The sequence below is a fragment of the Amycolatopsis sp. FDAARGOS 1241 genome (assembly GCF_016889705.1).
In the GTDB taxonomy this organism is placed as follows: Bacteria; Actinomycetota; Actinomycetes; order Mycobacteriales; family Pseudonocardiaceae; genus Amycolatopsis.
In genome coordinates, this window is record NZ_CP069526.1 from 5,743,051 (window position 1) to 5,759,130 (window position 16,080).

A 16,080-nucleotide genomic window follows, 5' to 3' on the forward strand; every position below is an offset into this window, starting at 1 on the left:
GCCGGCTGGGCCGAGCAGGCAAGTCAGTCGCTTGCGCGTTCGCTGCCCTTCCAGCGGTCGGAGCCCTTGCGGGCGAACGACCACAGCTGCGCACTCTGCTCCAGCGGCACCGCGGCCGGCCACCCGATGGCGGGTGGGCCGACCTCGGCTCGCAGACTGCGGATCGCGGCGCGCGTCAGCGCCGGGTCGCTGCCGCCGCGGGCGGCGAGGGCGAGGGCGCGCAGTTCGACCTCCGCGTCCGGCCGGGCCTCGTAGGCCAGGCCGAGTTCGACGGCGCGCAGCCCGTTCACCGTCTCCCCCAGCACGCCCAGCACGGTCGCCGCCTCGGGGGTCACGACCCGGGTCAGCAGGGTGTAGTGGCCGCCGCCCGGGTGGACGCCCAGGCGCGTGAAACCGGAGGCGAGCCGCGCGTCCTCGGCCACCACGCGCACGTCGGCGGCCAACGCGAGGTTCATGCCGGCTCCCACGGCCCCGCCGCGCACCGCCGCGACCGTGGGCACCTGCACCCGGCCGAAGCGGAGGAACGCGTCGTAGATCCGTTGGGTGGCACGGATTCCCTCGTCCGACGCCGGCGCCGCCGAGATCGCCGCGAGCTCGTCGCGGTCGCCGCCCGAGCAGAAGTAGCCGCCCGCGCCCTGGACCACGGCGGCGCCGATCGAGAGGTCGGCGTCGATGCGGTCGCACGCGTCGATCAGCGCGCCCGCGAGGGCGCCGTCGATGGCGTTGCGCTTGTGCGGCGCGTTGAGGGTGAGCACGGCGACGCCGTCGCGCACCTCGAACAGCACGGGTTCGGTCACGAGCGGGCTCCCCGGAGGTCGGCGTCGTCGGATTCGTGGGTGCGCAGCAAGGCCGAGCGGACCTTCTGCGTCGCGGTCTTCGGCAGCGCCGGGCGCACCGAGACGTAGCGCGGCCAGGCGAACCTCGGGAGCTTGCCCTCGAGGAACGCGGGCAGCCCGAGCGGGTCGAACTCGCCGCGCGGCACGATCACGGCCCGCACCTCCTGGCCGACGACCTCGTCGGGCACGCCGACCACGGCCACCTCGTCCACCGCCGGGTGCCCGGCGATCGCGGCTTCCACGTCAGCGGGCCGCACGTTCTCGCCGGCGCGGCGGATCATGTCGTCGGCCCGGCCGTGGAAGACCAGGTAACCCGCGTCGTCGACCGCGCCCAGGTCGCCGGTGTGAAACCAAAGGTTGCGGAACTTCTGCAGCGTCAGCTCGGATTTGCCGTGGTAGCCGTCGAAGAGCACGAACGGCTCCCGCGGGCGCACGCAGATCTGTCCCGGTTCGCCGGGCGCCACGGGCGCGTCGTTCGCGTCGAGGATCGCCAGCTCCATGTCGGGCCGGACGGTACCGCAGGTGCCGCGGCGGCGCTGCCCGAGCCGGTTCGCGGTGACCCAGCCGCCCGTCTCGGTCATGCCGTAGAGCTCGTGGACCTCCACGCCCACACGGTCCTCGATGGTCGTCCACAGCCCGAGCGGCGCGCCGCCGCCGGTACAGAAGCGGAGCTTGTGCGGCGGGACGTCACCGGGCAGCTTGCGCACGAGCATGGCCAGCATGGTGCCGACGTAGGTGAACCCGGTGGCCTCGTACCGGATCGCCTGCTCGAGGAACCTCGCCGGTTCGAACTTCTCCAGCAGCGCCAGCGAACAGCCCGTGGCGATCGCGGTCATCACCGCGTACACCTGCGGGTTGGTGTGGAACAGCGGCAGCGCCACCATGATCCGGTCATCGGCGCGGATCCCGATCGCCGCCGCGAGCTCGCGCCCGCCGGCCAGGAACGCGCCGTCGGACAGCACGGCGCCCTTCGGCGGGCCGGTCGTGCCCGAGGTGTAGAGCAGGCTGCTCTCGGCGTCGGGCTCCGCCGGGTGCAGCGGGTGCGCGGCGAGCCCGGCGACCGCCTGCTCCAGGTCGTCGGCGGTGGCGAACGCCAGCGTGTGCCCCGCGTCGAACCCGGCGTCGGCCACGAGCCGCTCGATGCTCGCGGTGTCGCCGGCCGCGAACTCGATACCCGCGTCGGCCACGACCTGGCGGACGTGCGCCCCGGTTGCCTGGTTGTGCAGCGGCACGGCCGTGGCGCCGAGCCAGCGCAACGCGAACCACAGGTACGGGAAGGTCGGCGTGTTGCCGCACGCGAGCAGCACGCGGTCACCCGGCCGCACCCCGTTCCCGTGCAGCAGCGTGGCCGTGCGCGTGACCACGTCGAGCAGCCCGGCCCAGGTGATCACCTTGTCGTCCTGCAGCAGGAAGGGCGCGTCGCCGCTCGCCTCGCACCGCTGCCGCAGAGTAACCGCGAACATCTACCGATCCTCCACCCTGACGGCCTTCACGAGGCTCTTCGCGACCGTGTTCTTGAGCACCTCGGCCGATCCCCCGGCCACCTCGTACGCCTTGGCATCACGCAGGTAGCGGCCGAAGGGCTGCGTTTCACGCGTGCCGTGGGCGCCGCACACCTGCACGGCGGTGGAGGCGACCTTCGTGGCGAGCGAGGCCGCGAGCAGTTTCGCCGAGGACGACGAGCGCGCGATGTCGCGGCCTGCGTCGAGGTCGCGCGCGGCCTCGTACGTCAGCAGCCGGGTGGCGTCGATCTGCGCGGCCAGCTCCGCGAAGTACCACTGGATCCCCTGGAAGTCGAGGACCTTCGTGCCGAACGCGGAGCGCTGGTCCACGTACTGCAGGGCGCCCTCGAACGCGGCGCGGGCGATGCCGAGGCTGATGCCGGCGGCGAGCGTGCGGGAGTTCGCCAGCGTGACCATCACCTGCTTGAGCCCGCGGCCCTCGGTGCCGATGAGGTGGTCGGCGGGCACCTCGACGTCCTGGAGCACGAGGTTCACGTGCGGGCCGTTGCGCAGCCCGAAGGTCTCGGCGTCCTGGCCCTCGTAGCTGGACACGCCCGGGGTGTCCTTGGCGACGGCGAACGTCGACACGCCCACCGAGGTCTGGGCGAGCACCACGAACAGCTCGGCGGCCGCGCCCGAGGTGATGAACGCCTTCTCGCCGTTGAGGACCCAGCCGCGGTCGGTGCGGTGGGCCTTGGTGTCCAGCTGGCGGATGTCGCTGCCGTGCGCGTCTTCGGTGAGCGCGAACGACGCGGGCAAGCCACCGGCGTAGCGCGGCAGGTAGCGCTCCTTGAGCGATTCCTCGCCGTAGAGCTCGATGCAGCGCTGGCTCTGGAAGATCGTGATGAGCGAGATGCCCAGGATCGCGCTGGCGCACGAGAGTTCTTCCAGCACGGCCAGCAGTTCCGTCATCGGCCGGCCCCCGCCGCCGTGGCGGGGGTCCAGCGTCATCGCGTTCCAGCCGCGTTCGGCGGTGAGCCGCACGAGGTCGAGCGGGTAGCGGTCGTCGCGGTCGAGCGCGTCCGCGACGGGGGCCACGTGCTCGCGGGTGAACTCGCGGGCTTCGCGCGCGAGGCGCTCGTCGACGTGGTCCCTCCACAGGTGCTGCAAATCGGTCCCCTTCCTCAATCCCGGTTCATTCGACCGAGGTGATGGCACGGCCGGAGCGGTCGGCCAGGAACAGCGCGGTGATCATCATCAGCGCGACGGCGAACAACCCGGTCGAGATGCCGCCGCCGAGGCCGTAGCGGGCGGCGAGCAGGCCCACGACGCCCGGGCCGAAGCTCGCGATACCGCGGCCCACCGAGTAGCAGAAGCTCGAGCCCGTGGCGCGGATCGGCGTCGCGAACAGCTCGCCGAACCACGTGCCGAACACCGCGAAGTAACCCAGGCCGAAGGAGATCACGAAGTACATCGCGATCACGGCCCCGGTCGAGGCGCCCGTGGCGATCAGCACGGCGAACGCGATGAACGCGACCAGCTGCACCGACGCGAAGGCCAGCAGCGCCTTGCGCCGGCCCCACGCGTCGCCCGCCGCACCGGCGGCGACGTAGGAGACGAGCGAGATGGCGGCGCTGACGTAGAGCACCGTCTGCGTCGGGCCCGAGCCCAGGTGCAGGCCGGTCTTGAGGAACGTCGGCATCCAGGACGAGTAGACGTAGTACGAGTACTGCGCCCCGAACACCACGATCGTGCCGAGCACGACCATCTTCAGTGCGTTCTTCCGGAACAGCAGGGCGAGCCCGGCGGTGGCGGGTTCGCGGGCCGCGGTGGTGCCGCCTTCGGCGCGCACCCGCTGCAGCTCCAGCCACTGCTTCGACTCCGGGCACGCGAGCCGGATCGCGATCGCCGCGAGGGCAGGCAGCGCACCGATGGCGAACGCCCAGCGCCAGTTCGGGACCGCGCCCGCAACGAAGATGCCGATGGCGTACGCCGGCCAAATCGCGGCCTGCACCGCGCCGCCCGCCAGGCCGCGGCGCTTGGGCGACCACGCCTCGTTGAGGAGGGCGAACCCGATGGCCCACTCGCCGCCGATGCCGATCCCGGCGATCATCCGGCACACCACGAACAGGCCGAAGTTCGGCGCGAGCGCCCCGAGCCCGGTGCCGATCGCGAAGATCCAGATCGTCCACGTGAGCACGCGGCGCCGGCCGAAGCGGTCGGCGAGCGGGCCGAACAGCACGCCGCCGACGGCCGTGGCCGCGAGCTGGGCCGTGAACACCGCGCCCACCGCGGCCGTCGAGACCCCGAACGTCTTGCCCACGTCCCCGGCCACGAGGGACAGGATCACCAGGTCGAAGTACTCCATCCCCCAGCCGCTGACCGCGGCCGCGATGATCAGTGCCCGCTCTCTGCGGGTATAGGCGGACCCGGCCACGCTGGCCGGCGCGTTGGTCGCCACTTCGGACATCGGCCACCTGCTTCTTTGCGGGAGGTGAATACTGGTTAGGCGGACGGTAACTGGTCGTTAGCCAGAACTCAAGAGCGCTGGGGTCACGGATCGAGCGCGGGTCGCGGCCGTACCGTGGCGCGGACGACGGATCCACTGCCGTCCCGGCTGACGTACGATGAAATCCCCGAATCCCGGCACGGCCGGTGACCCCTTGGCGGCAGGAGGCGCAGAATGACTCTGCGCAGTGTTTTTCTCGACGGCGAACTGATCCTCACCGTCGACGGTGTGCTCGACGGCGGCGTCGCCCGCGACTACCGCCGCGTGACGGAAGATGCGTTCTCCCACGGCGCGAGGCGCGTCGTGGTGGACCTCACGCGTACCACCGCGGTCGACGGCAGCGGCTCCGCGCTCCTGGCCGCGACGGCGGCCACGTGCATCTCCCGCGACGTGCACTTCATCCTCGCGGTGCCCGGCGGCGTCGAAGCCGAAGTCACGGATCCCGAGCAGGTCGGCCTGACCCTGGGCGGCGTCGAAACCTGGCGCGACGCCGGCTAACCGACCCGCACCGTCACGCTGAACCGCCGCGTCACCGCGTCCGGCGCCCACGGCCGGGCCTCCCGCGCCCGGACCACCGTCTCCCCCGGTTCGTCGGCGTGCAGGACGAAGACGTGCGCGCCGGTCGCGCCGGCACGGGTCAGCGCCGGGTCCAGCGACTCCTGCCGCACGTGGACGGCGGAGCCGAGCGGCTCGATCATCCACAGGTAACCGGTTCCGGCGTTCTCCGGCAGGCGCAGCACGATTTCGTCGCCGGGCTCGAGCGCGAGCTCCAGGCCGTCGTCGTCGATCGTCAGCACGTGCATGCTCGCTCCCGCCGCGGCGCCTTCCCGTCGGCCGGTTGTGGGATGGGCGCCCGTGCACCGGTGTACCTCCGGGCCACGAAAGGTCACCAGGCTCCTCACCCCGCTGCCTACCCGAAGTTTTGTGGGGCAACGGTTCCCGGGGCGCGGCGGGCCGCATCGGAGCGGGGTTGGCTCACAGCGGGAACTCCGCCACCACCACGGTCGGGCCGCCGACGGGGGAATCGAGGGTGAGCTGGCCGTCAAGAGCGTCGACGCGGTCGGCGAGGCCGGCGAGGCCGGAGCCGGAGCCGCTGGGGGCCGCGCCGCCGATACCGTCGTCGTGGACCTCGACGGTCAGCAGCGGTTCGCGGGCCGTCACCGTGACCATGACGCGGGACGCGTGGGAGTGCTTCACCGCGTTGGTGAGTGCTTCGGCCACGAGGAAGTACGCGCACGCCTCGACCTCGTCGGCGAGTTCGACCTCGACCGCGCCGGTCACGAGCACCGGCAAGGGGCACCTCGCGGCGAGGGCCTTGAGCGCGGAGACGAGTCCGCGCGAGGCGAGGATCGCCGGGTGGATGCCGGAGGCGAGCTCGCGCAGCTCGTCGATCGCCGTCTGCGTGTGCTCGGTGGCCTCCTCGAGCAGCCGCAGGGCCCGCGCCGGGTCGGTGCCGAGTTCTTCGCGCACGAGCCGCAGCTCGAGGAGCACGCTGACGAGCTGCTGCTGCGCACCGTCGTGCAGGTCTCTCGCCAGCTGCCGCCGGGCCGCGGTGGCGCTCTCCATGATGCGGCGCCCGGTGGCCCGCGACTCGGCCGCGCGGATCTCGGCCGCGTCGCGCTCCCGCACCACCTGCTCGGCCGCCCGCCGTTCGGTCGTGTCCACGAACGCGACCACCGCGCCCCGGCCGTCCGGCAGTGCCAGCGGCGCCGACCGCCATGAGATCGGGAACATCGAGCCGTCGCGCCGGAAGAACCAGTCATCGTCGCACCGGACGGTCTCGCCGGTCATCCGCGGCCGCAGCAGCGGGCACTCCGCCGCGGGGTACACCGACCCGTCGGGGCGGTGGTGGTGCACCGTCTCGTGGCTCGGCTTGCCCTTCAGCTCGGCCAGGTCGTCGTAGCCGAGCACGGCCACCGCTGCCGGATTGGCGAAGACGATATGGCCCGCGTGGTCGACCACCCACACCGGCTGGGGCACCGCGTCCAGGATCAGCTCGAGCAGAGCGTGAGGAGACTCCACGGCACCCTCCGAGCGGTGTGGGCGACCCGGTCACCCTCACGGTACCCACCAGCGCCGCGGACCGCGGAATACGCTGGCCCGGTACGGGATTGCACCGGACATGAGAGCTGTCACGTACTCCCGCCACGGCGGGCCCGAAGTGTTGTCGGTCGTGGAGCGGGACCTCGTGGAGCCGGGGGCGGGCGAGGTGCGGGTGCGCGTCGTCGTGTCGGCGGTGAACCCCACGGACTGGAAGCAGCGGCGCGGACCGGGCGAACTCACCGGGCCGGCGGTACCCAACCAGGACGGCGCGGGCGTGGTGGACGCGGTCGGGCCGGGCGTCACGGAAGTTGCCGTGGGCGACCGCGTGTGGGTCATCCTGGCGGCCGCGCACTCGCCGGCGTCCGGGACCGCGCAGGAGTACACCGTGCTTCCGGCCTCGCGCGTCGTGCGCCTGCCCGACGACGTCGGCTTCGACGAAGGCGCCGCGTTCGCCATCCCGGCGCTGACCGCGCACCGCGCCCTGACCGTCGCCGAAGACGGGCCGGCGAGGCTCGGGCCGGCTGCCCTCGCGGGCCGCACCGTGCTCGTGACCGGCGGCGCCGGCGCGGTCGGCAACGCCGCCATCCAGCTCGCCCGCTGGGCCGGCGCCACGGTGCTCACCACCGTCTCCACCGACGAGAAGGCCGCGCTCGCCCGCGCGGCCGGGGCAGACCAGGTGCTGAGCTACACCGCGGCCGATCCGGCCACCGAGATCAAGGCATTGGCGCCCGAAGGCGTCGACCTCGTCGTCGAGGTCGCCGCCGGCGTCAACGCGGGCCTGCACCTCGAGGTCCTGCGCCCCCGCGGCACCGTCGCGGCCTACGGCGACGACCGCGGCACGGGCACCCTCACGCTCGACTTCCGGCGGCACCTGTGGCTCAACACGCGGTACCAGTTCCTGGTCCTGTACACGGTCGGGCTGGACAAGCTGCGGGCCGGCGCCGAGGACGTCACCGCGGCACTGCGCGCGGGCGCCCTGCGGCTGGGCGATTCGCGGGGGTTGCCGGTGCACCGGTTCCCGCTGGCCGAGACGGCTCGCGCGCACGAGGCGTCGGAGCAGGGGATCACCGGCAAGGTGCTGATCGACGTGACCCCGGCCTCCTGAGTGTCCTGAATGGACGTACGGTGCCGGTCATCGGCATGTGGTGACCGGCGCCGTTTTCGTGGGTACGAGCCGGTTTCGCCGGCCGCCGCCCGCCACGCCGAGAAGAGCTCGACCCATCGCACCCACCCGGGAGGACCAGCCACCCCGGCGTGCGCATCCCGGCCCGGCCGCCGTGTTCGACCACCTCGAACGCGACCGGCCGGCGACACCTGACTTTCGCAGGGTACCGAGCCTCCACCTGACCGGGTATACCCAATAGGTCTGGACCAGTCAGTGACGCGGCCGGCGGCGACCCGGCCGCGCCGGCACACCGTCCTGTGTGGAGGCACCATGAACCGGCTGGACGCGATCCGCGACCACGCGATCGGGCTCTTCCGCATCGTCATCGGCCTCCTCTTCGCGTGCCACGGCGTGAAGACGATCTTCGGCCTCCTCGGCGCCCACGCACCGGCGGCCGTGGGGCAGTGGCCGGGGTGGTGGGCCGCGCTCATCAAGCTCGTGGGCGGCACGCTCGTGTTCCTGGGCATCGGCACGCGGGGCGCGGCGCTGATCGGCTCGGGCTCGATGGCGTTCGCCTACTTCACCGTGCATGCGCCGAACAGCCTGTGGCCCATCCAGAACGGCGGCGAGCAGGCCGCGTTGTTCTCCTGGACGTTGCTGGTCCTCGCCTTCACCGGGCCGGGCCGGTTCTCCTTCGGCGGGGCACTGAGCGCGCGCCGCGCGGGCCGGGCAGAGGAAGGCCCCCGCGCACCCGTACGGGGGTGAGGCGCGCGGGGGCCGTGGCTCGGCCTGGCCGTCAGGCGACGCTCGGGCCCATCCCGAGCGACTGCGGGGTGCTGGCGTCCGGCGACGGCTGGTGCAGGCCTTCGTCCAGCGGCCCGAACTCCGTCATCAGCGCCGGGCTGCCACCCCACGGCGTCTGCTCCTCGGCGATCAGCGAGTTGGTGGTGAGCAGCAGGCCCGCCACCGAAGCGCCGTTCTGCAGCGCCGAGCGGCACACGCGCAGCGGGTCGATGATGCCCATCTCGACCAGGTCGCCGAAACGCCCGTGCAGCGCGTCGAAGCCCTCGTCGTCGCTGAGCTTCCTCGTCTGCGCCACGATCTCCGACGCCGCGTAGCCCGCGTTGCTGGCGATCAGCATCGCCGGCGCGCTCAGCGCCCGCCGCACGATGTCGGCGCCGATCGCGTAGTCGCCTTCGAGATCGAGGCCTGCCAGCACCTTTTCGGCGTGCAGCAGTGTTGCGCCGCCGCCGGCGACGACGCCTTCGGCGATCGCGGCCCGCGTGGCCGACAGCGCGTCCTCCACGCGGTGCTGCAGCTCCTTGAGCTCGGCCGGCGTCGCCGCGCCGACCCGGATCACGGCCACCTTCCCGGTCAGTGCGCCGATCCGCTCGGTCAGCACGTCCTCGTCGACACCGAACTGCGCTCGCGCCAGCTCCGCGCGCAGCTGGTTCACGCGGAACTCGATGTCGTCGGTGGAGCCCGCTCCCCCGACGATCTGCGTCGTGTTCTCCGTGACCCGCACCTGCTTGGCGCGCCCGAGGTGCTCGAGCTTCATCGTCTCCAGCGAGAAGCCCGAGTGCTTCGACAGCACAGCTCCGCCGACGACCGCCGCGAGGTCCTCCAGCTTGTGCAGCCGCCGGTCACCGAAGCCCGGCGCCCGTACCGCGACGGCCTGGAACGTGCGGTTCACGTGGTTGTGCACCAGCATGCTCAGCGCCGTGCCCTCCACGTTCTCCGCGATCAGCACGAGCGGGCGCGGATTGCGCATCACCTTGTCCAGCACGGGCATCAGCTGCTGGACGTTCGTGATCTTCTCGGCGCACATGAGGATGTACGGGTCGTCGAGCACCGCTTCCAGGCGGCCGGGATCCGTCACCAGGTACGGCGACACGTACCCGTTGTCGAACTCGAAGCCCTCCACGAATTCCACCGACATGCCGATGCGCGGCGACTCCTCGATCGTCACCACCCCGGTCTCTCCCACCGTGTGCAGCGCCTTGGCGATCACCGTGCCGACGGCACCGTCGTCGTTCGCGGAGATCGCGGCCACCCTGGCGTAGTCCACTTCGGACTTCACCGGGTGCGCCATGGTCTCCAGGTGCTCCACGAGCCGCCCCACGGCCTGGTCGATGCCGCGCTTGACGAGCACCGGGTTGCCCCCGTGGGCGATCGCCTTCATGCCTTCGCCGACGATCGCCTGCGCGAGCACCGTGGCCGTCGTGGTGCCGTCGCCGACGACGTCGTTGGTCTTGATCGCGGCTTCCTTCACCAGCTGGGCGCCCATGTTCTCGAACTGGTCACGCAGGTGCACCTCACGCGCGATCGTCACGCCGTCGTTGGTGACCACCGGCGAGCCGGTGATCTTCTCGATGATGACGTTGCGCCCCTTGGGACCCAGCGTCGACTTCACGGCTTCCGCCAGTTTGTCCACCCCGGCCACCAGCAGGTCGCGGGCTTCCGAGCCGAAGCGAAGTTCCTTGGCCATGCTGCTCCTCCTGTGTGTGGACCCTGTGTTTGTGGACCGGGGGTTTCAGGGGACGAGGATCGCTCGGCCCCGGACCCGGCCGGCGTCGAGGTCGGCCAGCGCGTCGAGCGCCGCGTCGAGCGGGTACTGCCGCGTGTGCAGGGTGACCTTGCCCGCCTGGGCGAGCACCATCAGCTCCACGAGGTCGTTGTAGGTGCCCACGAGGTTGCCCACGATGTTGCGTTCGGTGGAGATGATGTCGATGGTCGGGATGTCGATGTTGCTGCCGTAGCCGATCACGAAGTGCGAGCCGTTGCGGCGCGTCATCGCGAACGCGTCCTGCTGCGCGCCCTGCTCGGCGACGAAGTCGAGCACGACCTCGGCGCCGTGGCCACCGGTCAGGTCGAGCACGGCGCCGACCTGGCCGCCGTCGGCCAGCACCGTGTGGTCGGCACCCAGCTCCGCCGCCAGCTTGAGCGCGTCGGCGTTGCGGTCCACCACGATGACGGTCGTCGCGGTCAGCGCGCGCAGCGACTGGATGCCGATGTGCCCCAGCCCGCCCGCGCCGTTGACCACGCACACCGTGCCGGGTGGCAACAGCGGCACGGCCTTGCGCACCGCGTGGTAGGCCGTGATGCCGGCGTCGGCCAGCGCCGCGACGTCCTCGGGCCGCGTGCCCGGGTCGAGCTTGATGCACGCCCGCGCGGAGGTGAGCAGGTACTCTGCCATGCCGCCGTCGGTGTCGATGCCGGGGAAGGCGTTGTTCTCGCAGTGCATGTCGTTGCCGGCGCGGCAGGCGTGGCACAGCCCGCACGTCGGCGTCGGGTGCAGGATCACGGTGTCGCCCACGGCCACGTTGGTCACCGCGGAGCCGACCTCGTGCACCCAGCCGGCGTTCTCGTGCCCGATCGTGTAAGGCAGGGCGACGCCGGACTTCTCGGCCCACTGGCCCTCGACGATGTGCAGGTCCGTGCGGCACACGCCGGCCCCGCCGATCTTCACGACGACGTCCAGCGGTCCGGTCGCCTTCGGCTCCGGCACCTCCTCGAGCACGGGCTGCTGGTGGTAGGAGTGCAACCGGACGGCCCTCATGACGTCTCCTCCGTTTCGCCCATCTCCGGGTACCGGGCGCGCAGCATCCCGCGGCACACCCCCGAGTTCGCGTCCTGGCTCACCCGAGTCACGCGGGCCAGCCCCAGGTGCCGGCGGAGGTCCGCCGGCGAGACGGCTTCACCGGTGCCCGGGTCGAGCACCAGCGGGTCGGCGTCTTCGCTGGGCAGGCCGAGCTCACGGCGGCGCCCCCGCAGCCGCTCGCGGTCCGGGCCCTCCGGCGCGTCACCGAGCGTGAGCTCCGCGAGCCGTTCGCGGTCCACGCCCGCCGACACCAGCCCGCGGCACACGCGGTCGGTACCGGCGAGCACGGCCTTGCGGATGAAGTCCGCACGCAGGTCGTCGAGTTCGTTGGCCGCCTCGCGGCCGAAGGATTCGACGAACCCGGCACGCGCCGCGACGCCGTGGTTGATCACGTCGGCCGCGAAGTGGTCCTTCAACCGCACCACGGTCCGCGTCACCTCCGGCACCGCCGACACCGCGTCGTAGGCGTCGGCCACCATCAGGAAGGCGAAGTTCGGCGCGCAGAAGTACGTCGGCAAGCACAGCTCGACGACCGCTTCGCCGTCCGGGTCCACGGCGTGCGAAGCCACGAAACCCAGGTCGGTGAGCGGTGCGTCGAGCTCGGGGTCGCGCACGGTCCCCAGCGCCGACCAGACCGCCGCGGTGATCGCGGCGGCCTGGTCGGTGCGCGCGCCGGCGGAACCGGGCGCCGTCACGGCGACGGGACCCCGACGGCCTCGACGGTCTTGGGCTTCTCCAGCCCCAGCCCTTCCGGCACCTCGATGTCGTAGAGCCTGGCCGCGTTCAGCCCGAGGATCTTCTTCTTGGTCTCGACCGTCAGCTTCCCGTAGTCCGAGAACTCCTCGCCATCGGGCATCTGCCAGTCGACGAAACCCTCCACCTGCCACTTCGGTTCCCAGATGGCGTAGTCGGCGCCGAAGATCATCTTGTCCTCACCGACCCAGAACAGCAGCTCTCCCATGACCTTCGCGAAGAAGCGCGGCCGCGCGTGCATCAGCCCGCCGATGACCACGGACAGGCCCGCGTAGACGTTGGGCTCCTGCGTCGCCATGAAGCAGAAGTCCTCGATCCGCGGCAGGCCGACGTGCTCGACGATGAAGTTGAGGTCCGGGAAGTTCGTGGCCGCGTAGTCCACGTCCCGCACGTCGAACGCGTCCTTGTCCAGGGGCCAGATCGTCGGTCCCTTGTGGACGTGGATGTTCTTCACGCCCAGTTCCTGGCACTTCTCCAGGTAGTACGCGGCCTCCGGGTCCCGCAGGCTCCAGCCGCGCGAGTCGCCGTGCCACTCGGCGGTGTAGAGCTTCACGCCCTTGCAGCCCCAGCGCTTCACCCGCGCCTCGAACGCCTGCAGACCGGGCTCGCCGTCACGCGGGTCCCAGTTCGTGTTGACGATGAACCGGCCCGGGTACTTCTCCGCGAGCGCGCCGTTGACCTCCGTCGTGTTGAAGCCTTCCTTGTACCACTGCCGGAGGCTGGTGGGCTGGAAGATGGCGATGTCCACGTGACCCGCGTCGAACAGGTCGTGCATCATCGTCTCTTCGTCGTACTTCTGGAACTTCTCGATGGGCCAGTGAGTCTCCTTCGGTCCCAGGCCCTGGTAGGCGTGGAAGCACTCGATCCAGCCCTTCGCGTACTCCTCCTGTCCCGGTACCCAGTTGGCCGGGCTGGCGTCCCAGAAGTGGGTGTGCCCGTCGACCACGAAGTACTTCTCGCCGTCCTTTTCGTACACGATGCTCCTCCCGGATTGGCTCGAGTGCTTCCCCGACCGAGGTGGGTCCTACGACCGGGCCACGAGGTCGAAGTCGAGGTATTCGGCTGCGTCCTCGGGATTGGCGAACATGATGGTGCGGTCGTCGAGGTGGACCATGCGGCCGTAGTGGGTCGACATGCTCTCCTCGAACTCCGCCGAGTTGAACCAGCCCTCCTCTTCGCCGGCGGCTTCGTCGATGTCGGAGTACACGACGTCCATGCGGCCCACGGCGTCGACGCGGATCATCGAGGGCAACGGAGTCACGGTCACGTTGTCCAGCCGCGCCATCACCTCGGCGACGATCACGCCGACCTGGTTGTTCATCAGGGTGAAACCGCACCGGTTCGACGCGGTGTTGTCGGACTTGTACGGGCTTTCCGCCGTCTTGAAGATGGTCACTGGCCCAGCTCCTTCGGTGCTTGCAGACCCAGGTCGGACAGGATGCCGCTGAAGCGGCTCTTGGACCGGTCGAGACCGTCCTCGAACCGCATCGGCTTGGCGTCGGGCTGCGACCACAGCGGCTGCATCGTGCGCGCCGCCGCCAGGCACTTCGGCACCCACGCCGAGAGCCACTGGTCCATCAGCCGGCGGTTGTGGTCGGCGAACTCACTGTCGTTGACGAGCAGGTCGAACATCGCCTTCGTGTAGCGAAGGTCGCGCTCGGAGTAGTCGAACTCCTCCGCGCCGATCAGGGTCGGCGTCACGAAGTCGCCGTTGGCCGGCGCCGCCTGCTGCACGAGCCGGCTGCGGAACAGCTCACCCACGAGGGGCTCGAACACGACGTTGGCCGCGAAGATCGCTTCGCACCAGTCCCAGATCTCCGTGAGCGACTCGGCCAGCTCGCGCACGCCCTGCCACGCCGGGTCCTCGTTCCAGGTCTCGAGGTGCGCGGTGCCGTCGAACGACTCGATCTCCTCCGACAACGTGAGGTTGTACAGGGCGAGGTCCTGCGCCGCGCGGATGCGGTGCATGCTGTTCACGGAGATCGCGTTGTTGTGCATGTTGGTCGGGGCCCGCCGGTTGGCGTTGGCGAACAGGTACAGGCCCAGGCCGTGGTCCACGTGCATCCACGCGCCGACGTGCTGCGCGACGAAGCTGACCCAGTTGGGGCTCCACTGCTCGAACGCCTTCGACTGGCGCGCCGCGTCGATGTTCTGGTTGAGCTGGCGGACCACGTTCGCGTTGTAGCGGTAGAGCGTGAGCTCCCACTCTTCGTTGGGGTCGCGGAACTCGTGCCAGCCGAGCGCGGGCCACGGGTAGCCGGCGCCGCCCGAACCGGGGCTGCGCACGGGCTCGGGCCGGTCCGAGCCCCAGGCCTTCAGTGCGGTCCATTCGAGCGGGTAACCGCCCTTGCCGTCGGCGAAGCCGTACAACCAGCCCTGGCTCAGGTAGTGGCGCGGGTCCGGCTGCACCTCGACGGTGACGTCCTCGTAGTGGCTCTGCTTGCGCTTCCTCGGAGTGAAGTAGTTGAAGTGCCGCTCCGCCGAGTCGGGAAACTCCCGGGCACCCGCCTCGGCATCGGTGAAGACGGGCTTGGGCACACTGCGTTCTGCCGTCGTTGTCATCGGTTTCTTTCCTTCGCGTCGGGCACGGGTCTCGTCGTTACCCCGATTTCTCGGTGTCCCATCAGCACGGGCGGGCTCACGTCTCGTCCGCGTCGCCGGTGGTGGTGAACTTGTCGTAGAAGATCCGCTTCTCCGGCACGCCCAGCGCCGGCAGCAGCTCCAGGGCCGCCTCCACCATCGGAGGAGGCCCGCACACGTAGACGTCGGTGCGGCCCAGGTCGGCTTCGAGCCGCCGCACGACGTCGGTGATCATCCCGGTCTCGCCCTCCCAGCCGTCACCGTCCTCCGGCTCCGACAGGGCCGGCACGAACCGGAACCCGGGAATCTTCTCCTCGAGGGCGCGCAGTTCGTCCTCGAAGCACAGGTCCCGCTCGCGGCGGGCACCGTAGTAGTAGGTCGCCTTCCGCTCGATGCCGCGCTCGGCCATGGACCGCAGCAGCGAGAGGATGGGCGCCATGCCGGCGCCACCGCCGAGGAAGACCAGGTCCCGCTCGGGCGCGTCCCGCAGGGTGAACACGCCGAACGGCCCGGAGAGCTCCAGCCGGTCCCCGACCGAAACGCCGGTGTCCAGGAACTGCGAGAACAACCCGTCCGGGTAGATCTTGATGACGAACTCCAGGAGGCGGGAGTCCCGGCCGGGGGTGTTCGCCATCGAGAACGACCGGGTCGCTTCGTGCCCCGGGACCGCGAAATCGACGTACTGACCGGGGAAGAACTTGAACGCCGCGGCGTCCTCGAGCCGCACGACGAGCCGCCGGAGGTCGTGGGTGACCTCCTCCAGCGACACGACCTCGCCCGAGGTCTCCACGATGGGCAGTCCGGAGTGGATCATCTCCTCGTCGTAGTTGAGCAGTTCGATCGTCAGGTCCTCGTAGGCGTGCGCCCGGCACAGGAGGGTGAACCCCTCCTCCTTTTCGAAGTCGGGCAGCGCGAACGTCGAGTACTTGTCGTGGTCGAGGTCGTCACCTTCGAGGACGAACGACTTGCAGGAGGCGCACTGCCCCTCCTTGCAGCCGTGCATGAGCATCACGCCCTGCTCGGCGGCGCCGCGCAGGATCGTCTGGTCCTCGTCGATCTCGATCTCGATCCCGACCGGCTCGAAGCGCACGTGGTGCTTGTTTCCCATCGTCTTCCCAACTGGACGATCGTGTTGGCCCGGGGGTCGCACGCAGCACGGGGCGCCACCGGCGGCGACCGGGGCCGTGGCGGGCACGGCACCCGGTCGCCGG

Annotated in this window: 16 protein-coding genes; 3 read left to right on the plus strand and 13 right to left on the minus strand. The window is 70.9% G+C overall.

The genetic code is table 11. From position 1 onward, the window contains the following. Window positions 1–23 precede the first annotated feature (23 nt). From I6J71_RS28270 to I6J71_RS28285, 4 genes are read right to left on the minus strand one after another with little or no spacing between them, the layout of a single operon-like run. Window positions 24–797: an enoyl-CoA hydratase/isomerase family protein gene (locus tag I6J71_RS28270; protein ID WP_239153955.1), complete on the minus strand. Its 774-nt coding sequence runs from the start codon at window positions 795–797 to the stop codon at window positions 24–26. Beyond that, window positions 794–2,299 (minus strand): class I adenylate-forming enzyme family protein, encoded by a 1,506-nt coding sequence (locus I6J71_RS28275; RefSeq protein WP_204089639.1) that lies wholly within the window; start codon window positions 2,297–2,299, stop codon window positions 794–796. The genes I6J71_RS28270 and I6J71_RS28275 overlap by 4 nt, the downstream gene beginning before the upstream one ends. After that, the gene (locus I6J71_RS28280; protein WP_204089640.1) at window positions 2,300–3,448 is read right to left on the minus strand and encodes an acyl-CoA dehydrogenase family protein; all 1,149 of its coding nucleotides are present in this window, start codon (window positions 3,446–3,448) and stop codon (window positions 2,300–2,302) included. A 25-nt stretch (window positions 3,449–3,473) separates the two neighbouring features. Then, window positions 3,474–4,748, minus strand: a complete 1,275-nt coding sequence (locus I6J71_RS28285; protein WP_204089641.1) for an MFS transporter — start codon at window positions 4,746–4,748, stop codon at window positions 3,474–3,476. A 213-nt stretch (window positions 4,749–4,961) separates the two neighbouring features. Between I6J71_RS28285 and I6J71_RS28290 the strand changes: the two genes are divergently transcribed. Beyond that, window positions 4,962–5,285, plus strand: a complete 324-nt coding sequence (locus I6J71_RS28290) for an STAS domain-containing protein (RefSeq protein ID WP_204089642.1) — start codon at window positions 4,962–4,964, stop codon at window positions 5,283–5,285. Here I6J71_RS28290 and I6J71_RS28295 read toward each other — a convergent pair. Then, window positions 5,282–5,590, minus strand: coding sequence for a protease inhibitor I42 family protein (locus I6J71_RS28295; RefSeq protein WP_204089643.1), 309 nt, complete (start codon window positions 5,588–5,590; stop codon window positions 5,282–5,284). The genes I6J71_RS28290 and I6J71_RS28295 overlap by 4 nt on opposite strands. 172 nt (window positions 5,591–5,762) lie before the next feature. Continuing rightward, window positions 5,763–6,809: a PAS domain-containing sensor histidine kinase gene (locus tag I6J71_RS28300; RefSeq protein ID WP_204089644.1), complete on the minus strand. Its 1,047-nt coding sequence runs from the start codon at window positions 6,807–6,809 to the stop codon at window positions 5,763–5,765. A gap of 100 nt (window positions 6,810–6,909) precedes the next feature. Between I6J71_RS28300 and I6J71_RS28305 the strand changes: the two genes are divergently transcribed. Continuing rightward, complete coding sequence (locus I6J71_RS28305; protein WP_204089645.1) at window positions 6,910–7,935, plus strand: NADPH:quinone reductase; 1,026 nt, start codon at window positions 6,910–6,912, stop codon at window positions 7,933–7,935. Between the two features lie 330 nt (window positions 7,936–8,265). Continuing rightward, a complete protein-coding gene (locus tag I6J71_RS28310; RefSeq protein WP_204089646.1) occupies window positions 8,266–8,700 on the plus strand; it encodes a DoxX family protein in 435 nt (144 codons plus the stop codon). A 31-nt stretch (window positions 8,701–8,731) separates the two neighbouring features. Here the strand turns inward: I6J71_RS28310 and groL are convergent, their stop codons facing one another. The 7 genes from groL to I6J71_RS28345 form a co-directional block, all read right to left on the minus strand. Further along, on the minus strand, window positions 8,732–10,423 hold the full coding sequence (groL, locus tag I6J71_RS28315) for a chaperonin GroEL (RefSeq protein WP_204089647.1): 1,692 nt from the start codon (window positions 10,421–10,423) through the stop codon (window positions 8,732–8,734). A gap of 45 nt (window positions 10,424–10,468) precedes the next feature. Continuing rightward, the gene (locus I6J71_RS28320) at window positions 10,469–11,494 is read right to left on the minus strand and encodes an NAD(P)-dependent alcohol dehydrogenase (RefSeq protein ID WP_204089648.1); all 1,026 of its coding nucleotides are present in this window, start codon (window positions 11,492–11,494) and stop codon (window positions 10,469–10,471) included. Continuing rightward, window positions 11,491–12,231 carry an iron-sulfur cluster assembly protein gene (locus I6J71_RS28325; protein WP_239153956.1) on the minus strand — a complete coding sequence of 247 codons (741 nt, stop codon included), beginning with the start codon at window positions 12,229–12,231 and terminating at the stop codon, window positions 11,491–11,493. The genes I6J71_RS28320 and I6J71_RS28325 overlap by 4 nt, the downstream gene beginning before the upstream one ends. After that, window positions 12,228–13,265, minus strand: coding sequence for an amidohydrolase family protein (locus I6J71_RS28330; protein WP_204089649.1), 1,038 nt, complete (start codon window positions 13,263–13,265; stop codon window positions 12,228–12,230). The genes I6J71_RS28325 and I6J71_RS28330 overlap by 4 nt, the downstream gene beginning before the upstream one ends. 48 nt (window positions 13,266–13,313) lie before the next feature. After that, entirely contained in the window at window positions 13,314–13,685 is a 372-nt protein-coding gene (mimD, locus tag I6J71_RS28335; protein ID WP_204089650.1) for a propane 2-monooxygenase effector subunit MimD, read from the minus strand. Continuing rightward, window positions 13,682–14,851, minus strand: a complete 1,170-nt coding sequence (locus I6J71_RS28340; RefSeq protein ID WP_204089651.1) for a toluene hydroxylase — start codon at window positions 14,849–14,851, stop codon at window positions 13,682–13,684. The genes mimD and I6J71_RS28340 overlap by 4 nt, the downstream gene beginning before the upstream one ends. Before the next feature lie 76 nt (window positions 14,852–14,927). Next, on the minus strand, window positions 14,928–15,977 hold the full coding sequence (locus I6J71_RS28345; RefSeq protein ID WP_204089652.1) for a 2Fe-2S iron-sulfur cluster binding domain-containing protein: 1,050 nt from the start codon (window positions 15,975–15,977) through the stop codon (window positions 14,928–14,930). Window positions 15,978–16,080 lie beyond the last annotated feature (103 nt).

Bases quoted from the DNA above. Each gene is read 5' to 3' on its own strand.
- I6J71_RS28305 (WP_204089645.1), top strand. From the start codon at position 6,910: ATGAGAGCTGTCACGTACTCCCGCCACGGCGGGCCCGAAGTGTTGTCG.
- I6J71_RS28290 (WP_204089642.1), top strand. From the start codon at position 4,962: ATGACTCTGCGCAGTGTTTTTCTCGACGGCGAACTGATCCTCACCGTC.
- I6J71_RS28320 (WP_204089648.1), bottom strand. From the start codon at position 11,494: ATGAGGGCCGTCCGGTTGCACTCCTACCACCAGCAGCCCGTGCTCGAG.
- I6J71_RS28345 (WP_204089652.1), bottom strand. From the start codon at position 15,977: ATGGGAAACAAGCACCACGTGCGCTTCGAGCCGGTCGGGATCGAGATC.
- I6J71_RS28275 (WP_204089639.1), bottom strand. From the start codon at position 2,299: ATGTTCGCGGTTACTCTGCGGCAGCGGTGCGAGGCGAGCGGCGACGCG.
- I6J71_RS28285 (WP_204089641.1), bottom strand. From the start codon at position 4,748: ATGTCCGAAGTGGCGACCAACGCGCCGGCCAGCGTGGCCGGGTCCGCC.
- I6J71_RS28295 (WP_204089643.1), bottom strand. From the start codon at position 5,590: ATGCACGTGCTGACGATCGACGACGACGGCCTGGAGCTCGCGCTCGAG.
- I6J71_RS28310 (WP_204089646.1), top strand. From the start codon at position 8,266: ATGAACCGGCTGGACGCGATCCGCGACCACGCGATCGGGCTCTTCCGC.
- I6J71_RS28340 (WP_204089651.1), bottom strand. From the start codon at position 14,851: ATGACAACGACGGCAGAACGCAGTGTGCCCAAGCCCGTCTTCACCGAT.
- groL (WP_204089647.1), bottom strand. From the start codon at position 10,423: ATGGCCAAGGAACTTCGCTTCGGCTCGGAAGCCCGCGACCTGCTGGTG.